The organism is Streptomyces sp. NPDC002788 (assembly GCF_053592115.1).
Genome location: NZ_JBSFVB010000017.1, coordinates 16427 through 42590, shown reverse-complemented (window position 1 = coordinate 42590; position 26164 = coordinate 16427). Strand labels below are relative to the sequence as shown.

Below are 26164 nucleotides of genomic sequence, written 5' to 3'. Positions count from 1 at the left end.
GCCCTGAGCTCTGAGCGCCGCCGCCTGCCCGCAGACGGCGGGCAGGGCTACAGCTCCGCCGGCGCCGACCCCTTCAGCGTCTCCAGGTCGAACGACTCCGCCATCCGCGCGTACCCCTTGTCGCTGGGGTGCAGATGATCCCCCGAGTCGTACACGGGCCGCAGCCTGCGCGGGTCGTACGGATCGCGTAGCGCCTGGTCGAAGTCGGCCACCGCGTCGAAGACCCGCCCCGAGCGGATCTCGGCGTTGATGGTCTGCCGTACCGCCTCACGAGCCTCCGTGTACCCGCGGTGCCCGTAGAACGGCATCAGGGTCGCGCCCACGACCTTCACCCCGCGGGCGTGGGCCTGCCCCACCATCGTCCGCAGTCCGTCCAGGATCGCCTTCGGATCCGCGAGCCGCGGGTTGCGCAGGATGTCGTTGACTCCGAGATCGATGACCACGACCTTGACGTTCGTCCGCTCCAGTACGTCCCGTGCGAAGCGGTTCAGCCCGCTGGGGTTGTCCGCGGGGCGGCCCAGCCCGTCGGCGAGGACCTGGTTGCCGCTGATGCCCTGGTTGACGACGCTGTAGCGGGGCAGGTCCCGCCCGGCCGCGATCTCCGCGCGTAGACGGTCGGAGAGCACGTCGGTCCACCGGCTGTTGGTGTCCGAGGTGGACGTGATGCCGTCGGTCAGCGAGTCGCCGAGGGCGACGACCGTCCCGTCGGACTCGTTGCTCAGCACGTCCAGCGCCGTCAGGTACCGCCAGGCTCCCGTCCGCTCGGTGTACGGCGTGCCCGTCGCGTCCTGCGTGTGGTCGCCCTGGGCGGCGTAGGAGGTCTGCCGGGCGTGCCGGTGGTACGTCACCGGGCCGGAGCTGGTCGGCGTGTACGTGGTGATCAGCACGTCCGCGTCGTGCGGGATGACGATCCGCACCGCGTCGCTCAGCACCTGCCGGCCGGGCGGGATGACGACCGCCGGACCGCCGTTGAAGGTCAGCTGCCGCAGGGTGTCCGTGAGCGCCGCGGGCGTCCCGCTGCCGGCGGCGACGGCGATCGAGGCCTGCGTGATGTTCAGCGGCGACTGTCCGTAGAGATTGGACAGCGTCACGCGGGCACTCGTACCGCCGACGCTGGTGTGGACGACGTTGCGCACCGAGCGGTCGGCCATGCCGGTCGTCTCGGTTCCGGGCTCGCCGGCGGAGGGAGACGCGGACCATGTGCCGACCCAGGTGCCGGTGGAGGCGGGGGCGGCGGAGTTGTGAGGGGCGCGGCCGTCGCCGAGAACGGCCCGGTTGCGCATGTCGTCGTCGGAAGCCGCTCCGACGTATATGGCGGTGGAAAGGGCCACGATCGCTGCGACGACCACGGCCAGGAGGGCGTAGCCACGTCCTCGGGTCATGCTGTGTAGTTCTCCTCGGGCGATGGGAGCCCAAGGCTCCGATCTGATGTGCCCATGATGCGTCATGGACCGGGGGAAGTTCACAGGACCCCGTGGCAAAACCCCCTCCCGACAGACGCCGGGAACTCCTGTTCCGTTCCAGGAGTCGGTCAGGAAGGGACAATGTGTGCGGGATCACCAAGCGGGTGGAGCGGATGGAACGGACGAAAGCCGAAGAAAAGGGCGGCGTCGGAGGGCAGCATGCCCGCACCGGCGTCGCCGTGAACCGTGCGATGACGACCTTCAGTCCGGCGGACGAGGAGAAACAGCGCGGCGTACGCCGCATGAAACTCACCGCGACCGGGCTCCTGCTGTTCGTGGCCGTGGTCTACGTCCTCGCCAAGTGGGCTCAGAACTCCGGCGCCGGCCCCTGGGCGGGCTATGTCGCCGCGGCCGCCGAGGCGGGCATGGTCGGCGCGCTCGCCGACTGGTTCGCCGTCACCGCCCTCTTCCGCCACCCCTTGGGCATCCCCATCCCGCACACCGCGATCATCCCCACCAAGAAGGACCAGCTCGGCGTCTCCCTGGGCGAGTTCGTCGGTGAGAACTTCCTTTCCGAGGACGTCGTACGGCAGCGGCTGCGTGCCGTCGGCATCGGCAGCCGCCTCGGCGCCTGGCTCGCGGTCCCCGAACACGCCGACCGGGTCACCGCCGAGCTGTCGACCGCGTTGCGCGGCGCCCTGACGGTCCTGCGCGACTCCGACGTCCAGGCCGTGGTCGGCGAGGCCATCACCCGGCGGGCCAACGCCCAGGAGATCGGCCCCGGCATCGGCAAGATGCTCGAGAAGGTCGTCGCGGACGGCGGCCACAAACGGGTCGTCGACCTCGTCGTCACCCGCGCGCACGACTGGCTGGTGTTGCACCGCGACGAGGTGATGGACGCCGTGGAGGGCGGCGCCCCCGGCTGGACGCCGAAGTTCGTCGACCGGAAGGTCGGCGAGCGGGTCTACCGGGAGCTGCTGCGCTTCACCACCGAGATGCGCGACATGCCCGCCCACCCCGCGCGCGGCGCCCTCGACCGCTTCCTCACCGACTTCGCCTCCGACCTCCAGTCCGACACCGACACCCGCGCCCGCATCGAGCGCCTCAAGGGCGAGGTGCTGGGCCGCGGCGAGGTGCAGGACCTCATCGCCAGCGCCTGGACGGCCGTACGGTCCATGATCGTCGCGGCGGCGGAGGACGAGCGCAGCGAGCTGCGGCTGCGCGTGCGGGCCTCCCTGCTGTCGCTGGGCTCCCGGATGGCGGCCGAGCGCAAGGTGCAGGACAAGGTCGACCAGTGGGTGGAGGACGCGGCCGTCTACGTCGTCACCACCTACCGCAAGGAGATCACCTCCCTGATCACCGACACGGTGGCGAGCTGGGACGCCGAGCACACCACACGGAAGATCGAGGCGAACATCGGCCGTGACTTGCAGTTCATCCGCATCAACGGCACGGTCGTCGGCTCGCTGGCCGGCCTGCTGATCTACACGGTGTCGCACGCACTGGGGGCGTAAGAAGAAGCGCTCAGGGCACCTGAACCGGGTTCTTCTCGATGGGGAGGGAGCCCATGACCACCGCGCAGGCCGAGACCGGCCGAACCGTGACGACCGACATCCCCGCCCGCCTCGACCGCCTCCCGTGGTCGCGCTGGCACTGGACGATCGTTTTCGGTCTCGGCACCGTGTGGATCCTCGACGGTCTGGAAGTCACCGTCGTCGGCAACATCGCGAGCCGCCTGTCGGAACCCGGCAGCGGCCTGCCCATCACGTCCGGCGAGGTCACCGGCCTCGCAGCCGCCCTCTACGTGGCGGGCGCCTGCGCCGGCGCCCTGTTCTGGGGCCGCCTGACCGACAAATGGGGGCGCAAAAAACTCTTCATGATCACCCTCGCGGTGTACCTGGCGGCCACCGCCCTCACCGCGATCGCCTTCGACACCTGGTGGTTCTTCCTCTTCCGTTTCCTCACCGGCTTCGGCATCGGCGGCGAGTACGCGGCCATCAACTCCGCGATCGACGAACTGATCCCCAAGGAGTACCGCGGCCGCGTCGACCTGATGATCAACGGCAGCTTCTGGCTGGGCGCGGTCTTCGGCTCGCTGCTGTCGATCGTCGCGCTGGACACCGACATCTTCGCGGCGAACGTCGGCTGGCGCCTGACCTTCGCACTCGGCGCCGTCCTGGCCCTGGTGATCCTCCTCGTACGCCGGCACGTCCCGGAGAGCCCACGCTGGCTGCTGATCCACGGCCGCGACGACGAAGCGGAACGCATCGTCTCCTCGATCGAGCAGGAGATCGAACGGGAGAACGGCAAGCCGCTGCCGCCCGCGGAGGGCGAGATCACCATCCACCAGCGCCGCAGCGTCTCCTTCCTGGAGATCGGCCGCACGGTGTTCTCCGACTACCGCAAGCGGGCGATTCTCGGCTTCTCCCTCTTCATCGGCCAGGCCTTCCTCTACAACGCGATCACCTTCGGCTTCGGCGCGATCCTGACGACGTTCTTCGACGTCCCGAGCGGCAGCACCGGCTACTACTTCGCCGTCATCGCCCTCGGCAACTTCTTCGGCCCGCTGCTCCTGGGCAAGCTCTTCGACACGGTCGGCCGCCGCGTGATGATCTCCGGCACGTACCTCCTGTCCGGCCTGCTCCTCTTCGGCACGGCCTGGCTCTTCGACCAGGGCTTGCTGAGCGCGACCACGATGACGGCGTGCTGGTGCGCGGTCCTGTTCTTCGCGTCGGCCGGCGCCTCCAGCGCCTACCTGACGGTCTCCGAGGTCTTCCCCATGGAGACCCGGGCGATGTCGATCGCCTTCTTCTACGCCATCGGCACCGCGGCCGGCGGCATCAGCGGCCCGCTCCTCTTCGCCAAGCTCACGGAGACCGGCGTCGTCGCCGACACGGTCCTCGCCTTTTCGATCGGCGCGACGCTGATGTGCCTGGCCGGGCTGGTGGCGGTGCTCCTGGCGGTGAAGGCGGAACGCCGCTCCCTGGAGGACATCGCCCACCCGCTGACGGCTGCGGAGAAGCAGACGGGCAACGGCCCGGGAGACGACGACGCCGGCACCCGGGGATCGAGGCCGGTGACTGCGTAGGGGCGTAGGGGCGCAGAGGGACGTGCGACTGCCGCCGGCCGCGGACGGACGCGCTGCGCATGCGCCTCCTCCCCGCTCACGTGGTACCGCAGGGCGTTCTGGTAGGCGGCGTGGAGGTCGTTGTAGAGGATCCGGTAGTTCTCCGGCGTACCCGACCCCCGGTACACGGTGGCCTGCGGGTTCGGCTGCCAGCCGCTCTGCGCGTGCCGGTTGGCGGTGAGCGCGGCGAACCCGGCCGTGTACGCTCTGGCGCCCGCCTTCACCTTGGCGGCCATGCGGTCCAGGTCGGTCCTGGTGTGCAGCAGTCCGGGGTGAGCGAAGCCGGCAGCGGCGGCCGGCGCGGCCGTGCCCATCCCGGCTCCCACGGCTCCGGCTGCCGCGGCCTTCAGCATGCTCCGGCGGCTGAACTGTCGTGTCACGTCGTCGTACCTCGGCGTCGTAAGTCGCTCACCTGTGGGGGACGGCGAGGAGACGCCCGGACGGTGAGGGCGATAACAAAAACTGCGCTATAGTTGATCTGCGTCCAGCCGCCGGAACTCCGGCTGGCGGACAGTGCGTTGGTGGTCCAAGGAAAGACGCCCCACTTCCTGTGGGGAAATGCAGGTGCAAGGCCTGCCCGGCGCTCCGACAAGAACCCGGCCCTGGGATTCAGGGCCGGGTTCTTCGCTGTGCACACATTTACGCGGTGGGCCGCTGCCGATCCGCCACCACCCACGACGCCAGCCCCACGGCCCCCGCCACCCCGAAGACGGCCGGCCAGGCGCCCACCTTCCTGGCCAGGGGGTGCGACCCGGCGAAGGCGGCGACGTACGCGGCGGACAAGGCGCCCGCGGCCACCCCACCCGCCTGCTGCCGCCACTGCCGCGCGGCCGCCGCCCCGGCGACGGCGAGGACGACCCCGCCGAGCGGCCGCTGCCTGGTCCAGCGGGCCACGCCGTACCCGCCCACAAGCCCACTCGCGGCCACCACCGCGCTCGGAACCTTCGCCATACCTGCCTCCCGCGTCCTGCGATCCTGTGCCGCGCCCAAGCTCTCAGCTCTGCTCCGGGCCCTGCTCGAGATCTTGAGGCTAGCTCCCGCGCCGCGGGGCACATGCGCCAGGGCACAGGAAGCGCGCACCCCAACCTGAGCCTGGGGTTGTCAACTTTCCTCCTCCGAGCTATATAAGAAGACGCAGAACGTTGGGCATCGCACCTACTGCGTCTGAAGAGAGGAGTGACCAGTGATGCTCATGCGCACGGACCCCTTCCGTGAACTCGACCGCCTCACCCAGCAGGTCCTGGGCTCCGCCACCCGCCCGTCCGCGATGGCGATGGACGCCTACCGCTCCGGGGACGACTTCTTCGTCCACTTCGATCTCCCCGGCATCGACCCCGAGACGATCGAGCTGGACGTCGAGCGCAACGTCCTGAACGTGCGAGCCGAGCGCAGGTCGCCGGCCCCCGAGGGTGCGGAACCGCTGGTCGCCGAGCGACCCACCGGCACCTTCACCCGCCAGCTCTTCCTCGGCGACACGCTGGACACCGAGCGCATCGACGCCTCGTACGAGGCCGGCGTCCTGACCCTGCGCATCCCCGTCGCCGAACAGGCCAAGCCCCGCCGCATCCAGATCACGGGCGGCGACGCGCGCAGGCAGCTCAGCGGCTGACCGTACCCACCCACGCGCGAGGGCTGTCCCGAGGGCGTCCCCCCGGGGCGGCCCCGCACCTCACCCACGCCGCGTGCCGCCGGTATCGGATCCCGGCGGCACGAGGCAGCACCGGATCCGGAGGAAGACCCGCAGATGAGCGTGACGACGGTGCCCAGTGTGACGACGACACCCACGGCCCCGAAGACCCTGATCCCCGCCCCGCCGCACGACCGCCAGGCCCGAGGCGACGACAACGCCTGGGCCCGGCTGGTCGAAGCGGTGCAGGAAGCGGGGCAGTACGCCACCAGGCCGGAGGCCGAGCGGGTCACCCGTATCGTCCTGTCCGCCCTCGGCGGTCACGTGATCGGCGACGAACGGGTCGACCTCGCCCGCGCCCTGCCCGAAGAGGCCGCCAGAGTGGTCGCCTCCCAGATCCCGGCCACGCGCCGGCTCACCGCCGCGGAGTTCGTCGACTCCGTCGCGGCCCGTATCGAGGGAGCGACCCCGGCCACCGCCCGCTGGGACGTCAGCTCCGTCCTCAGCGTGCTGCCGTCCCTGGTCGGCGACGACCTGGTGACCCGCATCCTGGCCCAACTCCCCGCCGGCTACGCCCTCCTGTTCGGCCGGGCGGACCTGAGTCCGGCGGCGTAGGCCCCGGATCCGGGTACGACACCGCGCAAGACACCCGGTACGACGGCCACCGCCGAGGCCGACGGTGGCCGTCGGGCAGACGGCCAAGCCACCGCCAGGAGCCGCCACTTGACCCGCACGAGGTCAGCAGCCCTCACCACCCCCGACGGCACGCACCTCGCCCACAGAGACCACCGCCCCGCCGGGGAACCCGCGGCGACGTTCCTCCTCCAGCACGGCCTGGCAGGCCACCAGGGCGAGTGGGACACGCTCGCCGCGCGGCTGTCGGCCGACGGCCACCGCGTGGTGACGTACGACGCCCGAGGCCACGGCGCCAGCACCCGCACCCCGGCGACCGCGACCCGCGCGGCCCATGTCCAGGACGCCGTAGCCCTGATCGAGGAACTGGGCCTGGCCCCCGTGACCCTGCTGGGCCAGTCCCTGGGCGGGCACACGGCCCTGCTGCTGGCCGCGGCCCACCCCCACCTGGTGCAGTCCCTGATCCTGGTCGAAGCGGGCCCGGCCGGCCCGGCCCCCGGCCTCCCCGACCAGATCGCGGCCTGGCTGGACAGCTGGCCGACCCCATTCAAGTCCCTCGATGAGGCGGAGGCCTTCCTGGGCCACGAGGCCTGGGCGAGAAGCCTGGAGAAACGAGAAGACGGCTGGTATCCGGCGTGGGACCGCACCACGATCATCGACACGGTCGCCGAACTGGCCACCACGGCCTACTGGACCGAGTGGTCCCGCATCACCTGTCCCACCCTCCTCATCCAGGGCGAACACGGCACGATGCGCCCCGACGAACCGGCCACGATGCTCACCCACCGCCCGCACACCCGGCTCACACGCATCCCCGACGCGGCCCACGACGTCCACTTGGACCAGCCGGACCGCCTGTACGAAGCGATCAGGACCTTCATCGGCTGACCCTTGAGCTCAACCAAACTCGAGGTTCTACGTTGATCGTGTCCAGGCAACCACGGGAGGGGAACGCGTGAGCGCGCACACGAAGGAACAGGACCTCAAGGAGTACACCCACGACGAGCTGGCCGCCCAGCCGATCGGCGCATGGACGGGCCAGGCCTACCGCCTGGTGGTAGGAGCCCTCCGTGCCCAACTGGCGGTGGAGGGCCTCACCCAGTTCCACTGGCGGACCCTCAACCACGCGTCCGGCGCCCCCGGCTCATGGACCCGCGCGACCCTGACCGACCGCCTGACCCCCTACGACGACCAGGACACCGACTTCGACGCGGTCTACGACGACCTCATCAGCCGGGGCTGGCTGACCGAGGACGCGACGGGCGCCATGACCTTCACCGAGGAGGGCGAGGCCGGCCGTCTCCGCGCCCGCGAACGCAACCTCCGCGTCCACACCCAGGCCCACGAGGGCATCGCCCAGGCCGACTTCATCACCACGATCAACGTCCTGCGCCGGATGGTCGCCAACCTGGGCGGCGACGGAAACCTGCCCGAGAACCCCAAATAGTTCGACAGGCCCCGGCCTCCCCACGCATCCTGCGAGACGCACCTCGCAGAACACCTCTGAGGGAGAGGGCCGTTGAACCCGACCATCCGCCACATCACCTTCGACTGCACGGGCGAGCCCTACGAACTGTCCCGCTTCTGGTCCGAGTTCCTGGGCCACCCGATCTCCGACATCGACAAGCCCGGCGACGACGAGGTCCTGGTCGAACTCCCCAACGGAGTGCCCGGCCTCCTCTTCGTCAGAGTCGAGGAGGCCAAGACAGCCAAGAACCGCATCCACTTCGACCTGGGCCCCACAGGCCGCACCCGCGCCGAGGAGGTCGAACGCGCGGTCTCCCTCGGCGCCCGGATCCTGACGGACCGCACCCTCCCGAACGGCCGGGGCTGGGTGGTTATGGCGGACCCGGAGGGCAATGAGTTCTGCGTCGAGCGAGGAGAACTGGACAAAACGGAGGACTGAGAAGGTGCGAGTGTGTCCTGACCTCGCTCCCCCTCCCGAACACGCCACCCGGCCACGCTTCCGCGACCCCCCACTCACCGGGCCCCGCCGCCCCACCCTCGCCCCTGAACCGCCAACGTCGTGAGAACCGGGCGGTCGTGAGTACCGCTTGGCCAACCAGCAGTTCAGCGCCTCAGGAAGGATGCCCAGGCCCTGTACAGGTGATCATGTACCGACGTGGGCGACTGAGTCGCGGTACGCCGCCCAGTCCCGGGCGGCGGCGGTGAGCGCGGCCCTATGGGGCATCGGGCGGGTGCGCTCCCAGTCCGACCAAGCGGCGTAGACGGTGTGCGCGAATACGTCGACGGCGGCAGGGGCGGCAGCGCGGTACGCGGGAACCTGCCAGGCGATCGTCTCTGCCTGCTTCGGTGCGTGGCCGGCGGAGATGAGCCGGGGGATGATTAGTGCGGTGTCTGCCCACACAGGTGCGGGGCAGGAAAGGGCCCAGTCCAGCAGCAGCAGGTCGCCCGCTGGGGTCATCAGCATGTTGTGCGGGGACATGTCCGTGTGCGCGAGTCCTTCGCCTTGGAGGTAGGGCGGTACGTCCTCGGGCAGAAACTCGCTCCAGCGTGAGTGGAGCGGCTTTTTGCGCAGGGTCTCGGGCCAGGGCGCCTCGGACAGTACGGCGAGGGTGCGCACGAGTGGGCCGAGATCGGTGGAGCCGGGATTTAGGTCCGGGTGGCGGCCGGTGACGTACTCGTACCCGTAAAGCTGCCAGCCGCCGGCGTCGGCTGCCCACAGCACCTTGGGCGCGCAGGGGGCGAAGCGCGTGACGTCCGCCTCGTGGCGGTACACCCATGCCTGTGGGTCGTCCTGGCGGGTTCCCTTGACGAACGCTCGACCCGTCGATGTCCGGACGATGCAGGCGAGCCGGGACATGACGCCGTGCGGCGGGTTCTCGGCCGTCTTGACCGGGCCGATGTGCTGTTCGACGGCGGCCCGGGTCGCAGAGGGGAGGTCCTGCCATTCGATGCGGTTCACCGCGGTCTCCTGTGACGGGTCGAGCGAAACGGGACAGCCCCCGGCCTGGCCACAGGGTGACACAGACCGGGGGCCTGTCTCGTCAGGGATGGTTCGGACTGTCGGAGCAGTTGGCGTGACACTGCGAACAGTCGGCGAGATCCAGCTCGGGCCAGAACTCCAGGTCGATCTCGTACCCGGCTAGGGTGATGGCGTCGACCGTCCGGGCCCGGAGCGCCTTGCCGCCCCCGTGCTCCGCCCTGTCGAGGAAGCCGGGCTGGTGGTCAAGGAAGCGCCCGAACTTCTCCTCACAGAACTCCCGGTACGCCTGGGTGTGGAGGAGGAAGGCGTGCCAGAAGTCGTCGACGAGCGGTGAGGGGCTGAGCGGCCGGCCGGCGTATGCGCATGCTGCGAGGAAGGCGAGCATCTGCCCCACGCCGCGGTCGGCCTTCTCCGGCGTCAGCTGGGGGAATTTGTCGAGCATGCTGGATGCGAGGGTCTCCCGCATCTCTGCGCCGAGCAGCCTGCGGGGGTCGGTCGTGGGGCGTTCCTTCATCGTGGTCACGTGCCCTGCCTCCTTGAGTCGGATGTGCTTCGGATGGGCGTGGTGCATTCCCCCCCGCTGCAGCGCTATGGGTGCGGGGCGGGGGACTGTGTCGCCCGGTAGGTGCGGCATGATGCCGGGCGCTCCTCAGCAGCGTTGACCACGCCCGGGGCCCTGCCATGTCACCGGGTCTGAGCGCCTCAACCTGCCAGCCGGATGCGCTGCTGACTTCCCGTCTGCGGGTATCCCCGTCATGGGTAGGTTGCTTCCCTTGCAGCGACACGCACGGTGTGACGGGAGCCTTGATGACCGGTTACGAACCGCCAACCGCACTACCGCGCCGACTGTTCGAGCGGGCGGACATGCTGGCCGCGCTTGCGGCTCACGACTTCGGCACAGTTTTCCGTCTCGCACGCGCCGAGGCTCAGATCAGCTACTCGAAGATCGCAGCCGAGTGCGATATGAAGCCGGACCGCGTCGGACTTCTGGCGCGGGGGCAGGGGAGCGTGACAACGTTCGAGAAGATCACGCGTATCGCGGATGCCTTACGGATCCCAGGGCAGCTGCTCGGCCTCGCCCCCCGAGACTGGGAGAGGCCGACCTCGCCGCACAGGGCCTTTCCGGCATCTGCTTTTGGACTCGACGGGGACGGAGAGGGAGTGCGGCGCAGGAAATTCCTTAAGACCTCGGCCGCGGCTGGGCTCGCGGTCGGTCTGCCCGAGTTGGCGCACCCACGCCTGGGCAGCCGGATCGGAAGTGACTACCCCAAGCGGCTACGTGAGCGGACGGCGCGCCTGCGCCGTCTTGATGACGTCCTCGGCGGTGGCGACACGTACCGGGTATACGTCGGCGAGTACACGGCTACGAAGGCGCTCCTGCGCGACGCCACGTACACCGATCAGACAGGGCGTGCCCTTCTCTCTGTGCTCGCCGAGCAGGCGCAGCAGGCCGGTTGGGCAGCGTTCGACAGCGGTAGGCACCGGGACGCGGCCGGCCTGTACGAAGACAGCCACAGGGCCGCGGTCGACGCTCGGGACACCGAGTTGGCAGGCAACGCGCTCGCCTTCCTTGCTTACCAGGCCCTCAACGGCGACCGCCAAGCGGGCATCCAGATCGCCACCCGCTCCGTGAACGAGGCAGGGCCGGGCGCGGCTCCTGGTGTTCGCGCGTTGCTTCATGAGCGGCTCGGGTGGGCGCACGCCGTGGCGGGCAACGACGTGGAGACGGAGCGGGCTCTGGAGGCTGCCCAGAATGCCCTGACCGAGGTCGACGGCGACAACCGGCAGCCTGACTGGGTGGCGTGGGTCGACCAAGCCGAACTACAGATCATGACGGGCCGGTGCTGGACGGAGCTGCGCCGACCTCTCCGCGCAGTCCCCGTGCTCGAAGCCGCGCTCGCCCAGTACGACGATGCGCACGCGCGGGACAAAAGCCTCTACCTGTCTTGGCTCGCCGACTCCTACCTGACCGCCGGAGAGGTCGAGCAGGCGGCCTCGGTCACGAACCGAGCGCTCGACCTCGCCTCCGGGGTTGCCTCTGTACGGCCACGGCAGCGCCTTGCCTCCCTACTGCAACGGCTGAGCGAGCACCAGGCACTCCCAGCCGTCGCCGAGGTCTTGGACAAGGCTAGGGCGTGACGCCTACTCGCCGGGCGTCGTGTGAGTGGTGAGCCACCGCAGGCAGGCCTCCGAGCCTCCCACGATCGGCACGGCCGCGATCTCCGGGTTCTGCCATGGATGATGCTTGAGCAGGTGTGTCTCCAGAGCCGCGTACCGGCTCTGCTGGGTCTTGAGGAGCAGTTGCCACTCCTCGCCGGTGCCGAACTCGCCGTCGTGCCAGAAGGCGGAGGTCACTGGGCCGACGATCTGGGCGCCCGCAGCGAGCCTGCCTTGGACGACCGATCGGGCCAGTTCGACCGCTTGTTCACGGGTTTCCGTCGCTGTGGATACCTGCACGAAGTCAGTCATGCCCGCGAGCTTATCGACCTGCGGAGAGCGGGGCACCGGGCCCGATCGGTCCGTCACTAGGGCGGCTAACCGCGCCTTCGGGAGCGGGACAGCATGGCGGTCAATGACTGCGCCTGGCACGGCTCGAACGCGTTCACCCCCTCTGCCGAGGCAAAACCTGGTGCGCAAGTACGCGGTGGTCTCTACGGTCTGAGGCCGCTGAGCCGAACTAGGAGGGGCGCTTGTCACCGGCCAAAGACCAATCACGGGTGTACGAGATCCGCATCGCCGGACACCCGAGCACGGAGGAGGCGCTCGCCCTCCAGGACCCGATCAAACGCCTCCTGTGCCCGGACCCCGACCACGCGCCGCCGTGCGAGGTCCCCTGGAGCTTTACCGTCGCCGGCGGGGGCCCCGACGACTCCACCGCTCTCGTTCTGGGCGTGTATACGTCCAGCGGCCAGGCCACACAGGTGGCACTCCGGGTGCGCACGCTCGTGGGGGAGGAACGGCCCATTACCCTGAGCGAAGGCGACGCCGATGAGTGGGAGGAACTGGTCGAGCAGTACCGGTTCGAGAAGGGGCTGCACTAGGTCGCGTCCCGGGCCCTTCGATCACCGCACGTCAGCAACGGGCACGACTTTCAAGGCGTTCTCGAGTACGCGGGCCATGGCGAGCTGCTCATCGCTCGTATGAAGCACCGCCATGCCTCGTTCCCGACGTGGACGATGGGTCCCCTTGAGATTTTGGAGTCGCGTATGAGCGCACCGTTGGCGCTGTATGAGCACTCCACGCACTCTGTGGTGTTGCCGCCGCTGTAGGACGACTTGAACCACCTGGGCTCGGAGGCGATCTGGGGACCGGCGGCCATTCATAGCTCCTTGCGGGCGCGATGGATCAGGGCGGAGGAAGCCTCCATGTCCAACGCTTGTGCGCGGAGGTACTCGAACGCAAGTCTGTACCGCTCCAGTTCTGCTTCCTTTTCCAGGAAGAGAGAGCCCGTATGGAAGTCGACATACACCACATCGAGGGCTGGTTGAGGGCCGCCGATGATGACGAAGCTCCCCAGCGCTGCCGCATGGGCACCCTGCGAGAAGGGCAGCACCTGGAGTGTGATGTGAGGAGACTCGTTCGCCTTGAGTAGCCGGTCGAGCTGCTCTCGCATGACCTCGGGTGAACCGACAACCCGGCGGATCACTGACTCGTCGAGGATCGCCCAGAGGCGCAGCGGCTTTGTGCGGGTGAGGATCTCCTGCCGTTTCATGCGGATGTCGACCAGCCGCTCGATTTCCGTCGACTCCAGCGGCACCTCGTTGGCTCTCTGCAGCGCAGTGCTGTAGGCACGCGTCTGTAGGAGGCCTGGGACGTACACGCAGGAGAAGTGGTTCTCGCTTACTGCCTCGTCCTCCAGCGTGAGCAGGAGGTTCATGCTTTCAGGGATGGCGTCAGCGAAGGAGCTCCACCAGCCCTGCTGCTTGGCGTCCTTGGCGAGTCGGACAATGGCGTCGCGTTCGGTATCCGTCGCCCCGTACTCGCGGCACAGTGCATCGACGAGGATCCACTTGACCGGTCCGGACTGGGTCTCGTACCTGCTGACTGTTGCCTTGGACACGTCGACGCGTCGGCCGGCCTCCTCAAGTGTCAGCCCTTGCCGGGCACGCAACTTCCTCAACATCGCGCCCAGTTGTCGCCGACGGGTGGTAGTCCGCTCGGACATGCAGCTCCTTCGCCAAGCGTTGGGTGGCGGGCCCGGAAATCTTCATCAGGCTAGGCAGCGGGGCGCCGCGCCACCATCAGATTCACCCGATAGGTTCTCATGAGAAGTTACATAGTGAGACTTCTCTGTGCCATGCTCGACAGGTCGCTACGCAATGCAGCCGTACGAATACGGCAGCGCACTAGGTGCGTGGCATGGGAGGGAGGAGTGGCCCAATGTCAGGCTGGCAAGTCACCGAACCCGGACTCCGTTGTGTCCTGCCGTTTGAGGCGGAGCCCACGGAAGTCCGTCTGCTGCGCAGAGCCACCGTCGCACAGCTTGCCCGATGGGGCGTGTCTTCTGCGGCGGAAGAGACGGAGCTGCTGGTGACGGAACTCGTCACGAACGTCATCAAACACGTGGGAGAGGGCGCCCCGGCGACACTCATCCTGGAGTGGCGGTATGAACGCCTGCGCGTCGAGGTCCACGACAAGAGCCGTGTCCTGCCGACTCCCGTGAGGGCTCGCTGTGACGAGGAATGCGGGCGCGGCCTCCATTTGCTCGCGGCTCTGGCGGCGGACTGGGGGGCCGTCCTCACGGCTGCCGGCAAGTCCGTGTGGTGTGAGATCGCTGCACAGCCGACGGCTGTGTGCCGACGTGCCGAGCGGGCTCGCGGAGCGCTTGAGTGGTACAGAGAGGGCCACCCCGCCATGGCTGCGGAAGGTCGCAGCAAGTCGGTTCTCCTTGAGGAATCTGCGGTCGAGCTGATCGCGGACTTGCTGCACTGGACCGCCGCCCAGGGCCAAGACCCGGATGACGTACTCGACCGGGCACAAGTGCACTATGAAGCCGAAGTGGCTGCCGCCGCCTGACCGCCGACAGGCCTGCCCTTGGGTTCAAGGTGCCCCTTGCCGCGAAGACAGAGCCGCTCGCAAGAGTGCGGCGGCATCGTCAGACGCTCCGTGCTGGTGAAGCTGGGCCGCTGCCCGCATCACATGAAGTTCAGGGTTGTCCCGTCCGTAGATGTGGATCAATGTGGCTGCCAGTTCGTCCAGTTGACCTTCGCGCAGGACGCATACAAGAGCCGCCGTCTCTGCCGGGCTGAGCACTTCTACTGAGTGGCGCAGCAGAGCCAGAGCCTCGTCTTGCCGGCTGCCGTTCTGCAGGGCTTTGGCTTGGCGGGCGACAGTCAGTGCCGCCCTCTTCTCGGGATTACTCTGCTGCCGGTCCCCCTTCCGAGGGGGGACCGGCAGCAGAGCCGCATCCGCCCGGGCCGCCAGACGTGATCGCTGGCCGGCCCGAATGGCACGCCGTGCGGTGGCCTTAAGTGCGCGCCCCTCTCTCGCCTTTAGTGTCTGTACCTCCGCCTTCAGTGTCCGCACCTCGTGCTTCAAGGCCGCAGCCTCCTCCCGTAGGGCTGCGGTCTCCTCCTTTACGGTGCCGAGTTCGGCCTGGATGTTGTTGAGTTCATCGCCGCTATCGCTGGCCTGCTGCCGCAACGCCGACGCCTCACCGCGCAAGCTCACACAGTCGCCGCATTGCTGCTCCGCGGTGGCCGTGGAGTGCATCTCCTCCAGATCGGCGAGCGTGATGCCTACCTTCTCCACACCCCCCGCATCCTTGGCCGCGGCAGCGTGAAGAAGCCTGACGATCGTTATGTCCGGCAGGTACTCGGCGCGGAGAAATCTGGACAGTGACGTATCGCAGGTGTGCAGCCGGTCGGCTGCCTGCTTCTGTGTGGGGGCGCTGCCGTTGGGTTCCAAGGCCAGGAGGCGGCAGAGTTTCTGCAGCTCAGCAGCAAGCGCGCGTTTCCCTGGCGGAACGTCACTGCCGAACTCCTTCACCGTCCAGCAGTAAGGAGTCTTGCTTCCTTTTGGTCGTGGCATATCACGCACTTCGCTTTCCGGTCTATATGTAGCGAACTGGCTCAAATCGGCCTGCCGCTGACCCGTGTTGTCGACATTGCGGCCACTCCAGACTGAGGCCTGGTCAATTGTGCACGACGGGAGGCGAGTTGTGTTCTTGCTACCTGGTGCGCAAGCGTTCCAGTGGGGACTGGTTTTCGGTTCTCGGTGGGACACTGTGGATAGCCGCTCGTGGAGCGGGGGGTGGCTAAGGCGCCTGTGTCGCTGCGTGAGTTACGCATGCGCGCATACTGCGCCTTTGCCAAAATGCGTGCGATTCGACATCAGGAGTGACAAATGGCGCTGCCGTCCTGGCGGGACGCGAAGCTGGGAAGCATGGCTCGGGCCGCACTGTGGCTCGTACAGGAAGTGGGGGAGGGCAAGATCTTCACGAAGGCCGAGCTGCGCGAGGCGTTCCCGGACGTCGCTCAGATCGACCGGCGCATGCGCGACCTGCGGGACCACGACTGGAAGATCTCGACTAGCCGTGAGGACCCGACTCTCCGTCAGCAGGAGCAGCGGTTCGTGGCGCAAGGGGCGGAGGTGTGGATTCCTGGCAAGTCGAAGGCGCCGAAGCACAAGGCGAGCCTTACCGCCGCCCAGCGCGCCAAGGTGCTGGACGAGGACGGCTATCTCTGCCGCACGTGCGGCATCGCGGCTGGTGAGCCGTACGAGGAGGGAATCGAACAGGCGGTGCTCAACGTGGCCCGCCGCCAGGTGATCCAGCCTGGCGGAGACGTCGCCTACGAGTTGGTCACCGAGTGCAAGCGGTGTGGTGTCGGCAGCTCCGGCCGGCAGGCCGACCTCGGGCGGGTCTTGGAGCAGGCGGCTGCCCTGTCGCCCATGGAACAGCGGGTGCTTGGGGCCTGGATCGCTGCGGACCGGCGTTCCCTGAGCCCGCTGGACAAGCTCTGGGGCCAGTACCGGACTCTTCCGGAGACCTCCCGTAAGGCTGTGGCGGATGCACTCGATGGCGCGAACGACTAGGAACAGGACACCCGAAAAAATGATGCGAGAACTTCCCGCTCCGCCGCAGGCGGACGAACTGAGCGAACTGATCAAGAAGAAGGTTGCGGAGGCGCAAACGGCGGGCGGGACCCGCGAGACGGTGACGGTTGACTGGAATGAGCAGAAGGCGCACGTCGACGTGATCGACCTGCCCCTCAGCAAGCTTTACTTCAACCCCAGCACGCACCGTATCCGGGCCCAGCGGAGCCACGACGCCGCGAAGGACGCGGGGCTGGATCAGGACCCGTGGAGTGAGGAGAGCCAGGACTACCTCCGTTTCCTGCTCCAGGTCTCGCCGGCCGACACCAGTCTGCGCGACGTCGAGTTCGACGCCCTCAAGGACAGCCTCGAAGAGTTCGGCCAGAACGACCCCGGGCTCGTCACTCATCAGGGCATCTTGGTCAACGGCAATACCCGAGCAGCCGCCCTGAAACTGCTTGGCGTGCAGTCGATGCGGGTGGGCGTGCTGCCCGAGTGGTTCACCTGGGCGGACATCAACGCCGTGGAGCTGTCCTTGCAGCTCCGTCGGGATCACCGGCGTGACTACTCCTACATCAACCGCATCATCGCCATGGAGGAGCAGGCGGCCCTCGGGCGTACGCCCGAACAGATTGCTAAGGAGTTCCGGATCCAGGTCCGGACGTACCACCAAGAACGCTGGATCCTTGCCACGATCCGTGAGCTGATCAAGCGCAGCCAGGACGCCAACGGCAACGGCCTCCGGCTCGTCGACTGGGAAGGCGCCCAGGAGCGCCTCAAGGAACTCCAGCGCTTGTACGTGAAGCTGGAGACGCTCGACCGCGACCAGGCGGAGATTCTCAAGGAACTGCGTCTGGCCGCCATTCTGCTCAACTTCTCCAAGACCGACGTGCGGCACATCAACGAGGACTTCCTCAAGGAGGGGCTGGAGCAGAGGCTTCTTTCTGCCGGTCCGGCGCCTGAGGATCGGCCTGAGGCCAAGCCGACGGGCGTAGTGATCCCTGGGCTCGGGGTGGAGGTTCCGGCCGCCTCCTCCGCGGTGGCCGACATGAAGGCGCTCAACGACCGTCTGTTGCGGGCCGCCGCTGTTGTACGAAGCAGGAGCGAGGGCCCTGACTTCGGTAACGAGGCGAAGGAGCAGGCGCAGAGCCTCCTGGAAGACGCGAAGAATACTTTCGATGACGCCATCGAAGCCGCTGGCCGCAATGCCCGGCTGCGCAAGCGGAAGCAGCTTGCGCCGGCCCGTCTCGCAGAGGCGTGCGCCAGCATCGACCAGTGCGTGAGCGACCTAGTGCAGGCCCGCACGTCGCGCAGTCTCGACGAAGAAGCTTTCGATGACGCGGTGATCAAGCTCCGTGGCAGCCTGCTGAAGCTCGCGCAGCAGGCCGGCCGTGGTCTGCAGAATCCGGGCGACGGCGTGGCCTGGCTGATGGACGCCGTCGTCACGGAGGGTCGGCAGTGACGAACGAACCGAGCGGAACGTCTCTGCACCTGGGGTTTGACGAGACGCACACGCGTGTCGTGCTCCGGACCACTGAGCACCACCAGCCGGACCTGGTCCAGCTGGCCGCCCGTTTCCGGACGGGCGGCCAGCTCGGCCTGCTCAGCGCCTCTGTTGCTCTTGATGACTTCCTGGCTAACCTGCAAGTTCTTGGTGACTGGCCTGACCCCAGCGGTGTGGAGTGGTCCTCCGCCCTGAGGAAGCTGGCGACCGGCGTCCTCCAGGACGCGCGGACCGTGGAAACCAGGCTGGCGGGTACGGGATCTGTCGGCGAGGTCGACGCGGACGATGTCCCGAGTCTGCTCGGTGACAACTGGAAGGGTGAGCTGAGCGCCTTCCAGCGCAGGGACATCGCGAAGCTCCTGTCTCTCCAGCACGGTGCCAACTTCAGCGTGCCCGGGGCCGGCAAGACGCGCGTCGCGCTCGCTGTGTATGCGGCTCAGAAGGCCGTCGGCCACGCGCGGCGGCTTCTGGTGGTCTGCCCGAAGTCGGCCTACGACTCGTGGCGTTTCGAGACGGCGGAGTGTCTGACGCACGCGCTGCGCGTCAACGTCCTGGACGGGTCGCTGGACCAGTGGGCGGAGGTGCTCGTCGTCAACTACGAACGGCTGGACCGCTCGCTGTCGATGCTGACCACCTGGCTGGCAGCCCAGCCCTCCATGATCATTCTTGATGAGGCGCACAGGATGAAGCTCGGGGCCCGGGGCACCTACGGTGCCGCGTGCATGGCCCTCGGGCCACATGCGGATCGGCGGCTGATCCTCACAGGTACGCCGGCTCCGAACGGTTCCAAGGACCTGGAGAATCTATTGGGCTTCGTGTGGCCGGGGCACGGGCAACAGACCGTCGTGCGCGCCGTGGCCGGGGGAGACCTTCGGCAGGCAAGTAAGGTGCTGCGGCCGTTGTTCACGCGGACGACCAAGCAGGAACTCGGTCTGCCTCCTGTTGATCTGGGCATCCGTTACGTGGACATGCCGCCCCTGCATGACGAGATCTACAGCTCCCTCGTCGGCGGGATGAGTAACGGGGCGGCCAGGGAGGATCTCAGCGCGCTCGGCAAGACGGCTCTGCGGCTTCTGATGGCCGCTACGAGTCCGGCTCTGCTCCTGGAGGGAGCCACCAAGTACGAGCCGCTGGCTTACCAGTTGCCTCCGCTGGAGATTCCCCCAGGCGCCTCTCTGTACTCGAAGTTGCAGAACCTCCCCGACCACGAGCTGTCACCGAAGTACAAGGAAGCCGTGGCGATCATCGCCGAGAACGCGGCGGCTGGACGTAAGACGCTGGTTTGGACGACGTTCGTCCGGAGCCTTACGACGCTGGAGCGCATGCTGGGGAAATTCAGTCCGGCCGTGGTCTACGGAGGGACCCCCGACCGAGAGGAGCAGATCCGGCGGTTCCGCGATGATCCGGCCTGCATGGTGCTCATCTCCAACCCGGCGACCCTCGGCGAGGGCATCAGCCTGCACCACCACTGTCATGACGCTGTCTACGTGGACCGCGACTTCATGGCCGGCCGGTTTCTGCAGAGCCTGGACCGCATCCATCGCCTCGGCCTCGCGCCGGACACCGAGACGCGGGTCACGGTCCTCGCCGTACGCAACTCCATAGACGAGGTCGTGGCTGCGCGGTTGGAACAGAAGCTGGCCTTCATGGGCCAGATCCTGGATGACCCCACAGTCCAGCAGCTTGCCGACTTGGAAGAGGAGCCGTCGGTGGCGGCTGGTCTGGCGCCGAGCGACATCGAAGCGCTGCTGAGTCACCTGGGGGGCAACCGGTAGCTGGCTGCGTGAGGTGGACGCAGCGCACTACGATCGATGCTGTGTCCTCCGAAGCCGTATGGGAAGCCCCGGAAGGTTCCTGGGCTTCGTCCGCCGCCCGCCGTCGCAACATGCAGGCGATCCGCAGCCGAGATACAAAGCCGGAATGGCTGATCAGACGTCTGGTGCACGCCCAAGGGCTCCGCTACCGGGTGGCAGCACGCCCCCTACCAGACCTTCGCCGGACGGCCGACTTGGTCTTCCGCCCAGCGAAGGTCGCGGTATTCATTGACGGCTGCTATTGGCATGGCTGCCCTGAACATTATGTGCCGCCTAGAACGAACTCCGGTTACTGGTCGGAGAAGGTGCTGCGTAATGTGAAGCGGGACCGGGACACAGATCAGAGGCTCAGTGACGCGGGCTGGCTCGTGCTCCGGTTCTGGGAGCACGAGCAGTCAGTGGCTTGTGCCGACAAGATTGCCGCGACGGTCCTCGCGCGCAGGCGCGGGAGTGGTTGTCGCTGAAATTGAGAGTTCCATTTGGCGTGGAATGTCATCTAGGGCAGCTGAGCCCGAGGAGTCGATGTCGTAGTTGCTAAGAAGTTCTTCCCGGTGCTCCGGTCGCAGAATAGCAGCGATTGCGCGGCCTACGGCTTCAGCGACCGGCGGAGGGAAGGCATTTCCCACTTGCCGGTACTGTGCTGTCTTTTTCCCCTGGAACCGCCAGTTTCGCGGAAACCCTTGGATGATGGCGGCTTGCTCGACGGTGAGCATAGGGCCGTTCTCCCTGAACAAGTCCCGTTCCGGGTCACATGCTTTCGGGTCGTTGGCGACTCCCATGGCGTCAACTCCCATGGCTGCCCATGCCCTCTTGGCTCGCGTGGGTCCAAGGTCGGCGCCGCCGTGCTTCCTGGATCCACCCACCAAGGTCGGGGCAACGCCGCGGCCGGCGGCCGCGGACTTCTGGGCCGCGTCGAGCCAGTCGTTGTAGACGTCCTCGCCTGTCCGCTGTCCGGGCTTGGCCGGCTCGCCCCACTTGTTTTTGTCCCAGTACGGAAGGCACCGTTCCCGCATGCTCCTTTTGAGGCTTTCCGCGACAGTGGCTTCATCGGCCTTGATTCCCAGCGGCCAGCAGAATTCATTGATGCCGGGCTTTGAGAAGTCCTCACGGATGGCGACTAGGATGGCTCGAGGGCGTAGTTGAGGGACGCCGAAATCCTTCGCGTCGAGTCGGCGCCACACCTTTCGCATCTCGAGATCCTGGGCTTCTGGGGAAAGTGAAGCGTCAACGTTGGGGACTGTGTAGCCAGCGCGGCGCAATCGATCGAGGATCTTGCCCCTGTATTCAATGAAAACCTCGGGTGGCTCAAGGATCCCCCGGACATTTTCGATCATGACTGCTTTAGGGGTGAGTTTTTCAATTATATTCAGAGCTTCCGGGAAAAGATCGCGCTCGTCATCTTCGCCCAGTCTTTTTCCGGCCAGGGAAAAAGGAGGGCAGGGAACGCCGCCCGCGAAGAGGTCGAGGCTGTCGCCTCTGAGGTCAATACCCTGGCATGCGTCTGATGTGAGAAATTCCTTGACGTCCATAGGCTCGAGGGCTTGGGCCTTCTGAGGCGTCCACCCGGGCCAGCGTCCGACGTTGGCCCGCAGTGTACTGACCGCGTGCTGGTCCCACTCGACAAGTGCCAAGTGGTCAAATCCGGCATTGTGCAGCCCCACGGCCTGCCCACCGGCCCCCGCGCAGATCTCGATCGAGGTCAGTGGCGTGGTGAACTGCGGACGCTTCTGGCCGCTGGGGGGCATGCCGCTCCTTCTGGGGATGAACCATCGTGCTGAGGAGGGACCGTGGCTGTGGACGGGCGCTCCGAACCAAAGTCTCGCATTTACCAGGCTCTCCCTTGACACCAGTAGGTGACCGCCGGATACCAGGCTGGCGAGACTAACCCTCGGTTACGCGCAGCGCACCGGGGAGAGGGCGATTTTAAGGGGTGTACAGACAAGCGTTGGCCGTTCCACCCTTGCCCTGGTCGGCCCCATGGCACTCGCTGTATGGGGCCTCCGCCCCGCACCAGCACCCCGCCCCCTGCTGCGGCGGCCAAGCCACGGCCCGCCCCCGCGCCGCCAGTGTCGTCGCGTACTGGGGGAGCAGGGTCGAATCACCCGGGGAGGAGAGTTCCGAGGCCGCGAAGGCCTCGTACGACGGGACCGTGCCGGTGACGATGCCGAGGTTGGGGGTGCCGGAGGTGGAGAGTTCGCGCAGGGACCGCTCTATCGAGGACAGGTGCTCGCCGTGGGACGGGTACTCCGTCGCCAGGATCGGATACGCCTCGAGCAGTTCCGTCAGCTCCTCGGCGGGCCAGTGGAGGACCGCCACCGGGAAGGGGCGGGAGAGGGCCTCCCGGTACGCGCCGAGTTCTGCCCGGAGGCGGAGGATCTCCGCCTCCAGTTCCGCGGGGTTCTCCGAGCCCAGGGACCAGACGCGCTTGGGGTCGTGGAGCTCGTCCAGAGTGATCGGGAGGGAGTGGACCGTGTCCGCCAGCGCGTCCCACTCGTCATGGGACCTGCCCAGCATGCGCCGTACGCGGTGGCGGCCGAAGAGGAGGGGGTGGGTGGCGTAGGGGGGCTCCGCGACGTCCGTCAGGAGGCGGCGTACGGCCTCCGTGAAGGTGTCGTGGGCCGCTTCCAGCTCGTCGTGGGCTTCCAGGGACTCCGCGACGATCACCCAGGGGGCCGGGTCCTTGGGGGCCGCCACCCGGACGCCCTCGATGATCGCCCTGGCCTCGGCCTCGTGGCCGTACTCCCAGAGGTTCGAGGCCTTGAGTGCCCGTACCAGGTGGGGGTTCTCCAGGCCGTCCGTGGAGGACAGCAGACGGTCGTAGAGGGCCGTGGCCGTGGGGCGGTCGCCGGAGAGTTCCAGGTGGGCCGCTGCCCGCAGCAGCAGGGCCTCGGCGTCCTCGGGGTACAGGCCGGCGGTCCGCTCCAGGCGTGCCGCCTCGGCGGTGTGGTCGACGTTTTCGGCAGGCGTGTCGGGGCGCATGGGGGACACCGTACTGCCGGGAGGTGACGAGCGTGAGAGATGCGCAGGCCAGACCACCGGCCTGCCCGGATTCCCCACACTCGCCATCCCCGGCTCCACAGTCGCCCCGAACCACCGCCGAGCAGCTGCCGAGCCGCCAGTGACCAAGTCGAGCCGCCAGCGGCCGAGCGACCAAGCCGAGTCGCCGGCGGCCAAGCGGCCAAGCCGAGCCGCCAGTGACCAAGCGCCCCAGCGGCCCGGCTGCCCGGTCTACCGCGTCACGCCGTCGATCTGGAGGGTCTGGACCGATTTCGCGGCGAACGGGACGCTGACCGATTTGCCGGACAGGCGGATGTCCGAGCGAGGGGTGTACAGGTCGCCGCCTCCCGTCGTCACCGTGTTCCAGCGGGGGACCGCGCCGTTCGTGCCGCCCGTCACCGTCGAGAAGCGGGAGAGGTCGAAGGTGAGGGTCTGGGCGGACGTGGACGTGTTCACCGCGACGATCACCAGGCGGCGGGACGTCGCGTCGTACGCCGCCACCGCGTAGCTCACGCCCGTGTCCAGGATCGTCATGCCGGGGCGGATGTGGCGGCTGAACTGGGCCAGCACGTAGTGCTTGGTCTGGACTGTCGTCGGCTGGAGGGTGCTCTTGTCGTAGGCGATCATCGCCCAGCCCGTCGTCGGGTCCATGACCTGCCAGTAGCACCATGCCGTGGGGTGCAGCCAGCGGAAGTCGTAGCAGAGGTTGGACGCCATGGTCAGGCCCGTGCCGTCGCTGTCGCCGGTCTCGGAGTTCCACAGCTTCTTGCGGGACGTCGTCACCACGTCCGTGTAGAGGAGGTCGCGGCGGCCGCCCGAGCCCTGGTAGCCGTGCACGTTGACCTGGGAGACCAGGGCCTTGGTGGACGAGTTGAAGGACGCCCAGGTGGAGCGGGCCGTGTCGTAGTTGGTCTCGTCCGAGGCGGCGATCCGGATGCCGGTCAGGCCGCGCTTGTCCAACTCGCTGCGCATGTAGGGGAGTACGGCCGCCTGGACCGCGGGGTCCATGTGGCAGCCCTCCTGGGTGCCGGTCGCGGTCCACCAGGTGGAGGCCGGCTCGTTGAAGGGGTCGACCGTCGCGAAGTTCACGCCCCAGTTGTTCCGTGCGTACAGGGCCGTCGCCGCCAGGTGGGAGGCGTGCTGGCGGTAGTTCCAGGTCTGGAGGTTATTGCCGCCGCCAGCCGCGCCCGAGGGGTTGTGGTTGCTGCACATCCACCACATCGGGGAGTTGGCGAACAGCTCGGTGATCGCGCCCCGCTGCGTCGCCTTCACCAGCATCGCGCGCTGGTTGGCGTCCGCCGTCCACTTCCAGGCCGAGGAGGTGGGGTCCTCGTTGTTCCAGTCCTGCCAGAAGCCCTCGATCTGCTTGAAGCCGGGGATGTTGGGCGACTCCACCATCGTCTCGCCGCCGACGCTGTTCCAGCTGCACGCGCCGAGGTTGTAGCGGGCGATGTTGAGGCCCAGGCCGGGCAGGGAACGGCCGTTGTACGTCACGGACTTGGTGGTGAAGAAGAGGTCGGCGAAGTCGTCCCGGGCTCCGAAGACGTTGGCCCACCAAGCCAGGGAGGTGCCCCAGCCCTCCCAGGTGCCGTACGTCGTCGACGGATTGACGGCGATCGTGGCGTCCGCGTGCGCGGTGCCCGTCGCCAGGGCGCTGCCGAGGAACGTACCGCCTGCTGCGGCCAGCAGACTCCTGCGTCTGATCACGGCTCCTCCGTAAGGGAGATGGGGGACGGACGCCGCCCCCCGGCCCGGCGTCGCGAGGTGCCCCGTTGTCGGTGACGAGAAGCATCGGGCGTGGCGGGTGGGTTGTCGAGAGTTCTGACGTACCTTCCTCAAACCCGTGTACGAAGTCTCGGACGTGTTCGGGAGGGGGATCCTGTATAACGAACAACAGGGCGTACACGCGTACGAGGGAGGGGCAGCCGATGAACCGCAGCTGGGCGACTCTGCGTCCCGCCCTCGCGCTGCTGTTCCTGCTCGTCGAGGTGGCGCTGCTCGACACCGGCAGCCTCTCGGCCACCGTCGCGCTCGCCGCGACCGCCGCCGCCTCGGCCGCCCTCGCGGTCTGCGCCGTCGTCGCCTCGCGCTGCGCGCCCACCGTGCCGCGCACGCGTGTGCGTACGGCCATCCGTGACCGGGACCGCCGTACGGCCTTCCTGCCCCAGCGCGATCCCGACGCCCGGGGGCGCACCCGGCCCCGAGCACCCGGTCACGCCCTCCGGGCGACCGTCGCGTAGGGGCCTGTCCACGTAACCGGACCCCGCGCGGGTCGTCATGCCGCCATGTCCCACTCCCGGCACGACGAGACCCCCGGAGGGCTCACCCATGTCCGTCTTCGCCAACCTGGTCGAGCACCTGGCCGACCTGCTCCGGCCGTTGTTCGGCGCGTCCGCGGCCGCCGCCGCGATCGTCCTGTTCACCGCGCTCGTACGGCTCCTCGTCCACCCCTTGTCACGGGCCGCCGCACGCGGCCAGAAGGCCCGCACCGCCCTCCAGCCGAAGATCGCCGAGCTGCGGAGGAAGCACGGGAAGAACCCCGAGAAACTGCAACGGGCCGTGCTGGAACTGCACGCCGAGGAGAAGGTGTCGCCGCTCGCCGGCTGCCTGCCCGGGCTGCTCCAGATCCCCGCGTTCTTCCTGCTCTACCACCTGTTCTCCAGCGACACGATCGGCGGGCAGGCCAATGAGCTGCTCGGTCATCGGTTGCTCGCCGCGCCACTGGGAGAGCGGTGGGTGGACGCGCTGCAGGGCGGTCTCCTCGGTGGTGCGGGGCTCGTGTACGCCGGGCTGTTCGTCGTCGTCGGGTGCGTCGCCGCGGTCGGTTACCGCCTCAGCAAGCGCATGATGGCCGCCAACCCGGTCGCTCAGGCCGGTGGTGGCGAACAGGTGCCGGGGCTGGGGGCGATGACCAGGGTGATGCCGTTCATGTCGTTCTTCACCCTTGTCACCGTGGCCGTGGTACCGCTGGCCGCCGCGCTGTACGTGGTGACCAGCACGACGTGGAGCGTCGTCGAGCGGGCCGTGCTGTACCGGTGACCGACCGGCCGGCCAGGTGAAGGTCCAGTACGTGAACG

The 26164-nt window shown here is 68.0% G+C and carries 27 protein-coding genes and 1 pseudogene; 16 read left to right on the top strand and 12 right to left on the bottom strand.

Features of this window, described 5'->3' with window-relative positions; genetic code table 11:
* Window positions 1-47 precede the first annotated feature (47 nt).
* Window positions 48-1382 (bottom strand): SGNH/GDSL hydrolase family protein, encoded by a 1335-nt coding sequence (locus tag ACWD1U_RS28260; RefSeq protein WP_451111697.1) that lies wholly within the window; start codon window positions 1380-1382, stop codon window positions 48-50.
* A 194-nt stretch (window positions 1383-1576) separates the two neighbouring features.
* Here ACWD1U_RS28260 and ACWD1U_RS28255 point away from each other — a divergent pair, with 194 nt between their 5' ends.
* Complete coding sequence (locus ACWD1U_RS28255; protein ID WP_451111695.1) at window positions 1577-2917, top strand: DUF445 domain-containing protein; 1341 nt, start codon at window positions 1577-1579, stop codon at window positions 2915-2917.
* 53 nt (window positions 2918-2970) lie between these two features.
* Entirely contained in the window at window positions 2971-4491 is a 1521-nt protein-coding gene (locus ACWD1U_RS28250) for an MFS transporter (RefSeq protein WP_451111693.1), read from the top strand.
* A gap of 56 nt (window positions 4492-4547) precedes the next feature.
* On the opposite strand, the pseudogene ACWD1U_RS28245 reads toward ACWD1U_RS28250, so the two are convergent.
* Window positions 4548-4883 (bottom strand): annotated as a pseudogene (locus tag ACWD1U_RS28245) (alginate lyase family protein); the annotation flags it as partial.
* A 286-nt stretch (window positions 4884-5169) separates the two neighbouring features.
* Complete coding sequence (locus tag ACWD1U_RS28240; RefSeq protein ID WP_451111691.1) at window positions 5170-5481, bottom strand: hypothetical protein; 312 nt, start codon at window positions 5479-5481, stop codon at window positions 5170-5172.
* 235 nt (window positions 5482-5716) lie between these two features.
* Between ACWD1U_RS28240 and ACWD1U_RS28235 the strand changes: the two genes are divergently transcribed.
* The 5 genes from ACWD1U_RS28235 to ACWD1U_RS28215 all read left to right on the top strand — a co-directional run bounded on the left by ACWD1U_RS28235 (window position 5717) and on the right by ACWD1U_RS28215 (window position 8696).
* On the top strand, window positions 5717-6139 hold the full coding sequence (locus tag ACWD1U_RS28235) for an Hsp20/alpha crystallin family protein (RefSeq protein ID WP_451111690.1): 423 nt from the start codon (window positions 5717-5719) through the stop codon (window positions 6137-6139).
* Window positions 6140-6274: 135 nt separating this feature from the next.
* Complete coding sequence (locus ACWD1U_RS28230) at window positions 6275-6772, top strand: DUF2267 domain-containing protein (RefSeq protein WP_451111688.1); 498 nt, start codon at window positions 6275-6277, stop codon at window positions 6770-6772.
* A 108-nt stretch (window positions 6773-6880) separates the two neighbouring features.
* Window positions 6881-7678: an alpha/beta fold hydrolase gene (locus tag ACWD1U_RS28225; protein ID WP_451111686.1), complete on the top strand. Its 798-nt coding sequence runs from the start codon at window positions 6881-6883 to the stop codon at window positions 7676-7678.
* A gap of 67 nt (window positions 7679-7745) precedes the next feature.
* The gene (locus tag ACWD1U_RS28220; RefSeq protein WP_451111685.1) at window positions 7746-8237 is read left to right on the top strand and encodes a MarR family transcriptional regulator; all 492 of its coding nucleotides are present in this window, start codon (window positions 7746-7748) and stop codon (window positions 8235-8237) included.
* A 72-nt stretch (window positions 8238-8309) separates the two neighbouring features.
* Window positions 8310-8696: a VOC family protein gene (locus tag ACWD1U_RS28215; protein ID WP_451111683.1), complete on the top strand. Its 387-nt coding sequence runs from the start codon at window positions 8310-8312 to the stop codon at window positions 8694-8696.
* A gap of 204 nt (window positions 8697-8900) precedes the next feature.
* Here ACWD1U_RS28215 and ACWD1U_RS28210 read toward each other — a convergent pair whose 3' ends face one another.
* Both ACWD1U_RS28210 and ACWD1U_RS28205 read right to left on the bottom strand, forming a co-directional pair.
* Window positions 8901-9716, bottom strand: a complete 816-nt coding sequence (locus ACWD1U_RS28210) for a hypothetical protein (protein WP_451111682.1) — start codon at window positions 9714-9716, stop codon at window positions 8901-8903.
* A gap of 82 nt (window positions 9717-9798) precedes the next feature.
* A complete protein-coding gene (locus tag ACWD1U_RS28205) occupies window positions 9799-10260 on the bottom strand; it encodes a glycine-rich domain-containing protein (RefSeq protein WP_451111680.1) in 462 nt (153 codons plus the stop codon).
* Window positions 10261-10544: 284 nt separating this feature from the next.
* Between ACWD1U_RS28205 and ACWD1U_RS28200 the strand changes: the two genes are divergently transcribed.
* A complete protein-coding gene (locus ACWD1U_RS28200; protein ID WP_451111679.1) occupies window positions 10545-11876 on the top strand; it encodes a twin-arginine translocation signal domain-containing protein in 1332 nt (443 codons plus the stop codon).
* A 3-nt stretch (window positions 11877-11879) separates the two neighbouring features.
* Here ACWD1U_RS28200 and cutA read toward each other — a convergent pair whose 3' ends face one another.
* Window positions 11880-12206: a divalent-cation tolerance protein CutA gene (cutA, locus tag ACWD1U_RS28195; RefSeq protein WP_451111677.1), complete on the bottom strand. Its 327-nt coding sequence runs from the start codon at window positions 12204-12206 to the stop codon at window positions 11880-11882.
* A 221-nt stretch (window positions 12207-12427) separates the two neighbouring features.
* Between cutA and ACWD1U_RS28190 the strand changes: the two genes are divergently transcribed.
* Window positions 12428-12778 (top strand): hypothetical protein, encoded by a 351-nt coding sequence (locus ACWD1U_RS28190; protein WP_451111676.1) that lies wholly within the window; start codon window positions 12428-12430, stop codon window positions 12776-12778.
* A 50-nt stretch (window positions 12779-12828) separates the two neighbouring features.
* Here ACWD1U_RS28190 and ACWD1U_RS28185 read toward each other — a convergent pair whose 3' ends face one another.
* Window positions 12829-13056, bottom strand: a complete 228-nt coding sequence (locus ACWD1U_RS28185) for a DUF397 domain-containing protein (protein ID WP_451111674.1) — start codon at window positions 13054-13056, stop codon at window positions 12829-12831.
* A complete protein-coding gene (locus ACWD1U_RS28180; protein WP_451111673.1) occupies window positions 13057-13902 on the bottom strand; it encodes a helix-turn-helix domain-containing protein in 846 nt (281 codons plus the stop codon).
* Between the two features lie 215 nt (window positions 13903-14117).
* Between ACWD1U_RS28180 and ACWD1U_RS28175 the strand changes: the two genes are divergently transcribed.
* Window positions 14118-14753 carry an ATP-binding protein gene (locus ACWD1U_RS28175; RefSeq protein ID WP_451111672.1) on the top strand — a complete coding sequence of 212 codons (636 nt, stop codon included), beginning with the start codon at window positions 14118-14120 and terminating at the stop codon, window positions 14751-14753.
* A gap of 24 nt (window positions 14754-14777) precedes the next feature.
* Here the strand turns inward: ACWD1U_RS28175 and ACWD1U_RS28170 are convergent, their stop codons facing one another.
* On the bottom strand, window positions 14778-15725 hold the full coding sequence (locus tag ACWD1U_RS28170; RefSeq protein WP_451111670.1) for a hypothetical protein: 948 nt from the start codon (window positions 15723-15725) through the stop codon (window positions 14778-14780).
* Between the two features lie 357 nt (window positions 15726-16082).
* Here ACWD1U_RS28170 and ACWD1U_RS28165 point away from each other — a divergent pair, with 357 nt between their 5' ends.
* From ACWD1U_RS28165 to ACWD1U_RS28150, 4 genes are read left to right on the top strand one after another with little or no spacing between them, the layout of a single operon-like run.
* Complete coding sequence (locus ACWD1U_RS28165) at window positions 16083-16772, top strand: hypothetical protein (protein WP_451111668.1); 690 nt, start codon at window positions 16083-16085, stop codon at window positions 16770-16772.
* A gap of 19 nt (window positions 16773-16791) precedes the next feature.
* Window positions 16792-18234: a hypothetical protein gene (locus tag ACWD1U_RS28160; protein ID WP_451111667.1), complete on the top strand. Its 1443-nt coding sequence runs from the start codon at window positions 16792-16794 to the stop codon at window positions 18232-18234.
* Complete coding sequence (locus ACWD1U_RS28155) at window positions 18231-20051, top strand: DEAD/DEAH box helicase (RefSeq protein ID WP_451111666.1); 1821 nt, start codon at window positions 18231-18233, stop codon at window positions 20049-20051. Before ACWD1U_RS28160 ends, ACWD1U_RS28155 begins: the two co-directional genes overlap by 4 nt.
* 41 nt (window positions 20052-20092) lie before the next feature.
* Entirely contained in the window at window positions 20093-20554 is a 462-nt protein-coding gene (locus ACWD1U_RS28150) for a very short patch repair endonuclease (RefSeq protein WP_451111664.1), read from the top strand.
* On the opposite strand, the gene ACWD1U_RS28145 is transcribed toward ACWD1U_RS28150, so the two are convergent.
* The 3 genes from ACWD1U_RS28145 to ACWD1U_RS28135 form a co-directional block, all read right to left on the bottom strand.
* The gene (locus ACWD1U_RS28145) at window positions 20486-21835 is read right to left on the bottom strand and encodes a DNA cytosine methyltransferase (RefSeq protein WP_451111662.1); all 1350 of its coding nucleotides are present in this window, start codon (window positions 21833-21835) and stop codon (window positions 20486-20488) included. The two genes, ACWD1U_RS28150 and ACWD1U_RS28145, sit on opposite strands and share 69 nt — an antisense overlap.
* A 178-nt stretch (window positions 21836-22013) precedes the next feature.
* Entirely contained in the window at window positions 22014-23069 is a 1056-nt protein-coding gene (locus tag ACWD1U_RS28140) for a hypothetical protein (protein WP_451111660.1), read from the bottom strand.
* 249 nt (window positions 23070-23318) lie between these two features.
* Window positions 23319-24794 (bottom strand): beta-1,6-galactanase, encoded by a 1476-nt coding sequence (locus ACWD1U_RS28135; protein WP_451111658.1) that lies wholly within the window; start codon window positions 24792-24794, stop codon window positions 23319-23321.
* 221 nt (window positions 24795-25015) lie between these two features.
* On the opposite strand from ACWD1U_RS28135, the gene ACWD1U_RS28130 reads away from it, so the two are divergent.
* Both ACWD1U_RS28130 and ACWD1U_RS28125 read left to right on the top strand, forming a co-directional pair.
* The gene (locus ACWD1U_RS28130; protein WP_451111657.1) at window positions 25016-25327 is read left to right on the top strand and encodes a DUF6412 domain-containing protein; all 312 of its coding nucleotides are present in this window, start codon (window positions 25016-25018) and stop codon (window positions 25325-25327) included.
* Window positions 25328-25415: 88 nt separating this feature from the next.
* Window positions 25416-26126, top strand: coding sequence for a YidC/Oxa1 family membrane protein insertase (locus ACWD1U_RS28125; RefSeq protein ID WP_451111655.1), 711 nt, complete (start codon window positions 25416-25418; stop codon window positions 26124-26126).
* Window positions 26127-26164 lie beyond the last annotated feature (38 nt).